This is a genomic window from Streptomyces sp. NPDC006197 (assembly GCF_040613865.1).
Taxonomy (GTDB): Bacteria; Actinomycetota; Actinomycetes; order Streptomycetales; family Streptomycetaceae; genus Streptomyces.
The window spans coordinates 1-4,006 of record NZ_JBEXSZ010000271.1; the positions used below are offsets into that span (position 1 = coordinate 1).

Here is a 4,006-nt window from a genome sequence, read left to right on the forward strand (position 1 = left end):
CCCATACGATCAGCGCAAGGGCACGCCACCCGCTCGGCGCGCACCGGTGTCCCCCGTTCGCGGTAACGTGGCGGGGTCGTCCTCGGCGCGGGGATCAGCCCTCGGCGCGAGGATCAGCCCTCGGCGCGGGGATCAGTGGAAGAAGTGGCGCGTGCCCGTGAAGTACATCGTCACGCCCGCCTTCTTCGCCGCCTCGACGACGAGCTCGTCGCGCACCGAACCGCCCGGCTGCACGACCGCCTTCACACCGGCCGCGGTGAGGATCTCCAGACCGTCGGGGAAGGGGAAGAAGGCGTCGGAGGCGGCGTACGAGCCGCGCGCCCGCTCCTCGCCCGCCCGCTCGACGGCCAGCTTCGCGGAGTCGACGCGGTTGACCTGGCCCATGCCGACGCCGACCGAGGCGCCGTCCTTGGCGAGCAGGATCGCGTTGGACTTGACCGCGCGGCACGCCTTCCAGGCGAAGGCCAGCTCGGCGAGCTCCTCGGCGGAGAGCGCCTCACCGGTCGCGAGGGTCCAGTTCGCCGGGTCGTCGCCCTCGGCCTGGAGGCGGTCGGTGACCTGGAGGAGGGCGCCGCCGTCGATCGGCTTGACCTCGACCGGGTTGGCCGGGGCGCCCTCGGCCTTCAGGACGCGGATGTTCTTCTTCTTGGCGAGGATCTCGACCGCGCCGTCCTCGTAGCCGGGGGCCACGATGACCTCGGTGAAGATCTCGGCGACCTGCTCGGCCATCTCCACGGAGACCGGGCGGTTGACGGCGATGACGCCGCCGAACGCGGACAGCGGGTCGCAGGCGTGCGCCTTGCGGTGCGCCTCGGCGACGTCGGCGCCGACCGCGATGCCGCACGGGTTGGCGTGCTTGATGATCGCGACGCAGGGCTCGGTGTGGTCGTACGCGGCCCGGCGCGCGGCGTCGGTGTCCGTGAAGTTGTTGTACGACATCTCCTTGCCGTGCAGCTGCTCCGCCTCGGCGAGGCCGCCCGTGCCGTCGACGTAGAGCGCGGCGCCCTGGTGCGGGTTCTCGCCGTACCGCAGGACGTTGTTCCGCTCGTACGTGGCGCCGAGGAAGTCGGGGAAGCCCGAGTCGTCCGCGGCTGCGTAGTCGGCCGCGAACCAGGAGGCCACGGCCACGTCGTACGCGGCGGTGTGCTGGAAGGCCTCGGCGGCGAGCCGCTTGCGGGCGGTCAGGTCGAAGCCGCCGGCCTGGACGGCGGCGAGCACGTCGGCGTACCGGCCGGGGCTGGTGACGATCGCGACCGACGGGTGGTTCTTGGCCGCGGCGCGGACCATCGACGGGCCGCCGATGTCGATCTGCTCGACGCACTCGTCCGGGGTGGCGCCGGAGGCGACGGTCTCGCGGAACGGGTACAGGTTCACGACGACGAGGTCGAAGGGCTCCACGCCGAGCTCGGCGAGCTGCGCGCGGTGCGACTCCAGGCGCAGGTCGGCGAGGATGCCGGCGTGCACGCGCGGGTGCAGCGTCTTGACGCGCCCGTCGAGGCACTCGGGGAAGCCGGTCAGCTCCTCGACCTTGGTGACCGGGACCCCGGCGGCGGCGATCTTCCCGGCGGTGGAGCCGGTGGAGACGAGCTCGACACCGGCCTCGTGCAGACCGCGGGCCAGCTCCTCGAGCCCCGTCTTGTCGTAGACGCTGACCAGCGCGCGGCGGATGGGCTTAACGGTGTCCGTGTTCACCGACATGAACCTTTCGTCCCTCAATGCGGTAGCCGTGCCGGGCGAGGCGCCCCACGACGTCGACGAGCAGCGAGCGCTCGACTTCCTTGATGCGCTCGTGCAGAGCGGCTTCATCGTCCTCGTCCCGCACCTCGACCACGCCCTGGGCGATGATCGGGCCGGTGTCGACACCGTCGTCGACGAAGTGGACGGTGCATCCGGTGACCTTCGCGCCGTAGGCGAGGGCGTCACGCACCCCGTGGGCACCGGGAAAGCTGGGGAGGAGCGCCGGGTGGGTGTTGACGACCCGGCCGCCGAAGCGGGCGAGGAACTCCTTGCCGACGATCTTCATGAAACCGGCCGAGACGACGAGGTCCGGCTCGTACGCGGCGGTGGCCTCGGTCAGCGCGCGGTCCCACTCCTGGCGGGTCGCGTGGTCCTTCACCCTGCACACGAAGGTCGGCAGCCCGGCACGCTCGGCGCGCTCCAGGCCGGCGATGTTCTCGCGGTCGGCGCCGACGGCGACGATCTCGGCGCCGTAGCCCTCGGGGTCGGCGGCGATGGCGTCGAGGAGGGCCTGCAGATTGGTACCGGACCCGGAGACCAGGACGACGAGACGGGCGGCAGCCACAGGGGTCACTCTTTCCGTGGTGTTTGTGCGGTCGTACGAACGAATCGTGCCCCTCGATACGGGGAACCCTACGAATGGCTCGACCGTCAGCAACGATACCGGCACACGGGACGGCCCCCACGGGACGGGGGCGGAGCAGGGCGGTAGCGTCAGGGTCCGACGCCAGCAGGGGCCGTGGATGCGGCCGCGGTCACGACGACAGAGGGAAGACGTTCAGCAGATGCCGGAACGCCAGTCCACGGACGACAACAACCCGTTCGCGCCACCGCCCGAGGGCAGGCCGGACCAGCCGTGGCAACCGCGGCGACCGGAGGGCTCGGACGACGACGCGTCCGGCACCCCGGACTCGTCGGGGCCGTCCGACGGCCGCTGGAGCCCGCGCCAGCCGGGCCCCTCGCAGGACGGCTTCGGCCGGGGGCCGGAGCGGCGGGGCGGGCCGGAGGGCGGCCCCGGGCAGGGCGGGCCCGGGCAGGGCCCGGGGATCCGCTGGGACCCGACGGACCCGGCGCAGCGGAGGGCGCGGTACGCGATCCTCTCCGGCATGTGGGGCTTCTTCTTCGCCATCTTCGAGATCCCGGAGCTGGCACTGTTGCTCGGCGCCCTCGGCCTCTACTGGGCGATCAGCTCGCTGCGCGCCAAGCCGAAGGCGGCCGAGGAGCTGTCGCCGACATCACAGCCGCCGTCGGCCCAGCCCTCGCCCGGCCGGCCCTCGGGGCAGGGGGCGTCCGCCGCGACCATGCCGCTCCGCTCGATGCGGACGGCGGCGATCAGCGGTCTCGTCGCGGCGAGCCTGGCGCTGATGATCGTCGCGGTGAGCTTCACCATGCAGCTCGTCTACCGCGACTTCTACCAGTGCCGCGACGACGCCCTGACCCACGCGGGCGAGCTGGCCTGCAACGACCTCCTGCCGAAGCCGCTGCGCGCGGGCTTCGGGGTACGGGAGTAGCCGGCCGGCGTCAGTCGGCGGCGGGCGGCGGCGGCGGCGGCGGCGGCGAGGAAGGTTCCCAGGCCGCCGGGAGGTAGTCGTACGGCTCGTACCCGGGGTCGTCTCCGAAGGGGTCGGCGTACGGGACGGCGTACCGGTCGGCGGGCGGAGCGGCGACCGCGTCGCCCTGCGGGTCCGGTCCGGCCCCGGTCCCCCTGTCGGTGCCGGTCTCGGCCGCCACCTTGGACGCGGCCGCCTTGGACGCGGCCGCCTCCGTCCGGGCCTCCACGGGCCCGGACGGGGACGCCATGAGCCCGGACAGGGCCGCCGCGAGCCTGGACGGGGCCGCCTTGAGCCCGAGCGAGGCCGCCTTGAGCCCGAGCGAGGTCGTCTTGAGGCCGGACGGGGGCGCCGCGAGGCCGGGCGGGGGCGTCTTGAGTCCGGAGGGGCCCGCCGCGAGGCCGGGCGGGGGCGCCACGGGACCGCCCGCCGCGACGGACCCGGCCACGGGCGCCGGCACGGGCGCGACCGGAGGCCGGAACTTCCTGGAGCGCGGGACCCGGCGGCCCCAGGCCCGTACCCCGAGCGCCACCGGCATCCCCGCGCAGACCCCCCACAGCACCGCCGCCGCGCCCGCCTGCCACCACACGGGGCCGAACGCCGAGAGCCGGCCGGTGCCGAGCGGCGCGAACCTGGAGCGCTGCCTCGCAACGGCCGGTGCGGGCTTCGGGGACGTGGTGAAGCTGACGTACTTCGTCACGGACGTGGCCCACCTCCCG

At 73.9% G+C, this 4,006-nt stretch carries 3 protein-coding genes and 1 pseudogene; 1 reads left to right on the forward strand and 3 read right to left on the reverse strand.

Annotated features, from left to right (window positions below; genetic code table 11):
• Positions 1-132 precede the first annotated feature (132 nt).
• A complete protein-coding gene (purH, locus tag ABZ318_RS39190; protein ID WP_356907188.1) occupies positions 133-1,698 on the reverse strand; it encodes a bifunctional phosphoribosylaminoimidazolecarboxamide formyltransferase/IMP cyclohydrolase in 1,566 nt (521 codons plus the stop codon).
• Entirely contained in the window at positions 1,673-2,302 is a 630-nt protein-coding gene (gene purN / locus ABZ318_RS39195; RefSeq protein ID WP_356907189.1) for a phosphoribosylglycinamide formyltransferase, read from the reverse strand. Before purN ends, purH begins: the two co-directional genes overlap by 26 nt.
• A 220-nt stretch (positions 2,303-2,522) precedes the next feature.
• On the opposite strand from purN, the gene ABZ318_RS39200 reads away from it, so the two are divergent.
• The gene (locus ABZ318_RS39200; RefSeq protein WP_356907190.1) at positions 2,523-3,248 is read left to right on the forward strand and encodes a hypothetical protein; all 726 of its coding nucleotides are present in this window, start codon (positions 2,523-2,525) and stop codon (positions 3,246-3,248) included.
• Positions 3,249-3,258: 10 nt separating this feature from the next.
• Here ABZ318_RS39200 and ABZ318_RS39205 read toward each other — a convergent pair.
• Positions 3,259-4,006, reverse strand: a pseudogene (locus ABZ318_RS39205) (hypothetical protein); the annotation flags it as partial.

Bases quoted from the DNA above. Each gene is read 5' to 3' on its own strand.
- ABZ318_RS39200 (WP_356907190.1), top strand. From the start codon at position 2,523: ATGCCGGAACGCCAGTCCACGGACGACAACAACCCGTTCGCGCCACCG.
- purH (WP_356907188.1), bottom strand. From the start codon at position 1,698: ATGTCGGTGAACACGGACACCGTTAAGCCCATCCGCCGCGCGCTGGTC.